Below are 4,162 nucleotides of genomic sequence, written 5' to 3'. Positions count from 1 at the left end.
GGCCTACCTGCGCTTCTGCTGCCAGGCGCTCACCTCGGGCATGGCGCGCTCGCGCAGCGCCACGTCCTGCGACACCCGCTCCAGCGTCTGCTCGGTGGCCTGCTTCGCCTCCTCCACCGGGTGGGCCGCGAGCAGCTTCCGGGCCTCGTCGAGCTGCTGGCGCTCGCGCAGCGCGCCCAGGGACTCCACCACCCGCCGCAGCAGCATGGGCGCCCCGCCCGTCCTCGCCAATGCGTCCTGTATGCGGTGTTCGATACCTGAGCGTTCAGGTTAAGGATACGACTAAGGGGTGGACTAATTTCGTCACGCATCATATGAACTAGTCCACCCTGGGGCATAAAGTGGCGTCAGACCTGGGTGATAGACGGGATTCATGGCGGACGAAAAGAACGGAAACGTTGACCATTTGTTCCACGTCGCTCGGCTTGGACTTGCTGGGCGAAGGGACGAACTCGCGACCTACCTCCACAAGGTGGCCCGCGTCTTGGGGCGCACGGACCCGGAAAGCGCCGCGAAGTTGCAGGACCTCCTCTCCAGCCCACAGCCAGCTAGCGCCGCCCCAGGGGCCCTGCGCAGTGCAACCATGGCGGCGGTACCGGTAGACCTTGAGTCGAGGATGAGCCTGCTGAAGGAGGAGTGGCCGACTCTAGACTCGGAGCCGAAGTGGCCGTCCGGGGTGAGGCGCGAGCTGGACCAAGTGGTGCTTGAGCGGCGGCGTGCCCGAGAGCTTCTTCAGGACGGCATCGCTCCGACGCGCTCGGCGCTCTTCACCGGGCCACCGGGGGTTGGCAAGACGCTGGCGGCCCGCTGGGTGGCCGCTGAACTCGGGTGGCCGCTGCTCACGCTCAATCTCTCGGCAGTGATGAGCAGCTACCTTGGTCGCACCGGCAGCAACGTGCGCAACGTGCTTGACTATGCCAAGGGTGTCGAGTGCGTGCTCTTGCTTGACGAATTGGACGCCATTGCTAAGCGGCGCGACGATGGCGGAGAAGTAGGAGAGCTCAAGCGATTGGTGACGGTGCTCCTCCAGGAAATCGACGAGTGGCCAGCCTCTGGTCTGCTCATTGCCGCGACCAACCACCCTGACCTGCTCGACCCGGCGGTCTGGCGTCGGTTCGAGCGGATCGTCGAGTTCCCGCTGCCGGACGAGGACACAGTGCGCGCACTCGTGGCCGACCTGCTCGTTAACCGGCCGGAAGTGGACTTCGCGCAGATAGCGCCCGCCCTGACACTGCTCTTCAAGGGGCAGAGCCAAGCGCTTATCAGACGCGACTTCCAGCGTGCGGTCCGCAACGCGGTGGTGCATGGGCTCCCCGTGCAAGACGCGCTTCTTGCGCTGGTGCGGGAGCGGGCGGGTCAGTTCGACCGCAAGACGCGGGCGGACCTGAGCGCGGCGCTGTTGAAGGCGGGTGTCTCCCAGCGATCGGTGTCTCAGCTTACAGGCGTGAGCCGCGACACCATCCGGCGTTCACATCGGCGGTCGAGCAAGCAATCCCACTGAGCAGGAGATAATGACATGGCGGACGTGAAGAACTTCCTGATCGGCGAGGGCGAGCGGCTCGTGACGCGCATCCCTGCTCCCCTCCGGAAACCTCCAGAAAAGTGGATGCCTTACAAGTTCTTGCAGGCACGTCAGCGGCTAAGTTCGCGCGTCGCCCGGCTGTCCAGCGATCTGGAGCAGGCGCCAGATGCGCTCTTCCCCGGTGACCGCGCGGTCGCCCTGCTGACCTTGCACCCAGCCTTCATCGCCAAGAGCTATTTCCCGGGCGGCCTCCTGAAGGAGCTGCAACTGGACATGGTCGGCAGCCGGCCCCGCACGGTTACTCCCGAGGTCACCAAAAACCCCAACCAGCCGGCCGTCACCTCGGAGCTCTTCGTCGCGGGCGAGCGCGACGCCTTCCGCAAATGGGCCAAGGAACTGCCGCAGTGGACTGAGGGTGGCCGGTTCGAACAGCTCGTGCGGTTGGAGGACGTGCGCCTGCCCAAGATTGAGGACAAGCTGCGCGGTTTCACCAAGGAGCAGTCGGGCCAAATGCCTATCGAGGTGGTCCTGCATGCAGATGCGGTGACCGGCGGCTTCGTCCTTGAGGGCTTCCGCCGCTACCTCGGCAGTCTGGGGCTCAACGACAAGCTCGAGGAGCGCATCCAAGTCGGCGGGCTAACCTTTATTGCGCTGGACGCCCCGCGCGAATTGGTTGAGCGCATCGCGGCTTTCAGCTTCCTGCGCGTCATTCGTCCGCTGCCCGTGCTGCGCGCCGTCTGGCCGGACGCACCCCGGGCACCCGCGTCCGAGCCAGTCGCCACGGCCGTGTTGCCGGCGGTGACCGCCGCCAGCCAAGCGCTCCGAGTAGCAGTGCTCGACGGCGGTGTGCCGCCTGGGTCCGTGCTCAACCCGTGGGTCACCAGCCAGAGCGTTGGCAACGTGGTGAGGCCCACCGTGGAGCAGATTGCCCACGGCCTGCAGGTGACCTCGGCGCTTCTCTTCGGGCCGCTTGAGCCCGGCAAGACGCCCCCGCCGCCGCCCGCCGCTGTAGATCACTTCCAGGTGGTGGATGCGCGCGACGACAAGGACCCGAGCCGCAACTACTACCGGGTGCTTGGGCGGGTGCAGGATTTCCTGAGCCGCCGCTCGCACAGCTTCGTCAACCTGAGCATCGGCGCCGCGCTGCCCGTGGTGGATGACGAGGTCCACCCCTGGACCGCCATCCTCGACCAGCACTTGGCGTCCGGCGACATATTCATGACGGTGGCCTCCGGCAATGGCGGCCACCACCCAACCGGCAGCGGTATGGAACGCGTTCAATCGCCTGCGGATTCTGTCAATGCCCTGGTCGTCGGCGCGTGCGACTCGACGAAGAAGTCGTGGCAGCGGGCTAGTTATAGCTCCTACGGCACTGGGCGCAGCCGTATGAAGCCGGACGGCGTGGCCTTTGGTGGCACAAACCATACGCCCTTCTTCGCGCTAGCGGACCCGCACGGCAAGCTGCGTGGAGTGTACGGCACGAGCTTCTCGGCGCCGAACGCGATGCGGACCGCCATGATGATGAGGGGCGAACTCGGCCCAGTCCTCCAGCCCCTCGCTCTGCGCGCCCTGATGGTGCACGGGACGGAGCGCGGCCGGCAGCCGGTGAAGGAGGTCGGCTGGGGACGTTTCCCCCAGGACCCGAACGATCTGCTGGTGTGCGGCCCTGGCGAGGCCCGCATACTCTACCAGGGCACCTTCCTGCCCGGCAGCTACTTGCGCATGCCCATCCCGATCCCTCCAGGCGGTATCACGGGTCAGAAGGTAGAAATCGGCGCCACGTTCTGCTTCGCATCGCCGACGGACCCGGAGGACCCGCTGGCGTACACGCGCGCCGGTCTCGACATCACCTTTCGGCCGAACTCCAAGAACTTGGCCAACCCCATGGCGAAGAGGCCCGTCGCGGAGTCGAGTTCCTTCTTCACCGCTAAGAAGGCCTACGCCACCGAGCAGGAGTTGCGCGACTCGCATAAGTGGGAGACGACTCGCCACGCACAGCACCGCTTCAAGGAGGCGGACTTGGTCGAGCCCTGCTTCGAGGTGCACTACAACGCCCGCGAGGGTGGGGCGCCAAGCCAGGGCGCCACCAGCATTCGTTACGCGCTTGTGGTGACAGTCCGCTGCCCGGGAATGCCGGACCTCTACAACCGCATCCTGCAGCACTACCGCACGCAGCTTCGGCCGCTCGTTCCGCTCGCCATCCAGGTTCCGCTGCCGCGCCGTTAAAATTCATCTCCACACACCAAGAAGGAAAGCAACATGGCAGATCAGAGAGAAGAGGAGTTTGAGAGGCACCGAGAGCAGATGCTGCGCGAGTTGTCCGCCTTCGCAACTATTGATTCGGCACTGAAGGTGAAGACGAGTTCGCTGGACAGGACACCGCGAGAGAATCTGGAACTGCTCGCCATCCATGCCCTGAGTCGCGCGAACGACCACGCTACGCACGCGCTCAACATCCTGGAGACCATGGGCAAGAAGCCTGAGAAGAAGCACAGCTCCTTCCACGTCTCGATGGAGTAGCTGGAGCGCTCTCAGAGGGTGTTGAACTGCTCCTCGGAGCCAATGGGGCGGCCCAATCCGTGGCCCAAGTCCTTGAGCCTGCTCGGCTGCTGGGGTGCCCCGACATCCTGTGCTTGCTCG

At 65.4% G+C, this 4,162-nt stretch carries 3 protein-coding genes and 1 pseudogene; 3 read left to right on the top strand and 1 reads right to left on the bottom strand.

What is annotated here, in order from left to right:
* Window positions 1–3 precede the first annotated feature (3 nt).
* Window positions 4–240, bottom strand: a pseudogene (locus VF697_RS41100) (hypothetical protein); the annotation flags it as partial.
* Between the two features lie 376 nt (window positions 241–616).
* Between VF697_RS41100 and VF697_RS41095 the strand changes: the two are divergent.
* The 3 genes from VF697_RS41095 to VF697_RS41085 are packed head-to-tail and all read left to right on the top strand — an operon-like array spanning window position 617 to window position 4,042.
* The gene (locus VF697_RS41095) at window positions 617–1,501 is read left to right on the top strand and encodes an ATP-binding protein (protein ID WP_331103915.1); all 885 of its coding nucleotides are present in this window, start codon (window positions 617–619) and stop codon (window positions 1,499–1,501) included.
* 15 nt (window positions 1,502–1,516) lie between these two features.
* The gene (locus VF697_RS41090; protein ID WP_331103913.1) at window positions 1,517–3,748 is read left to right on the top strand and encodes a S8 family peptidase; all 2,232 of its coding nucleotides are present in this window, start codon (window positions 1,517–1,519) and stop codon (window positions 3,746–3,748) included.
* 33 nt (window positions 3,749–3,781) lie between these two features.
* A complete protein-coding gene (locus tag VF697_RS41085; RefSeq protein ID WP_331103912.1) occupies window positions 3,782–4,042 on the top strand; it encodes a hypothetical protein in 261 nt (86 codons plus the stop codon).
* Window positions 4,043–4,162: the final 120 nt, after the last annotated feature.

The sequence above is a fragment of the Archangium sp. genome (assembly GCF_036388035.1).
Taxonomy (GTDB): Bacteria; Myxococcota; Myxococcia; order Myxococcales; family Myxococcaceae; genus Archangium.
The sequence above is the reverse complement of the archived record's forward strand: the minus strand, read 5'-3'. Positions and strand labels throughout refer to the sequence as shown.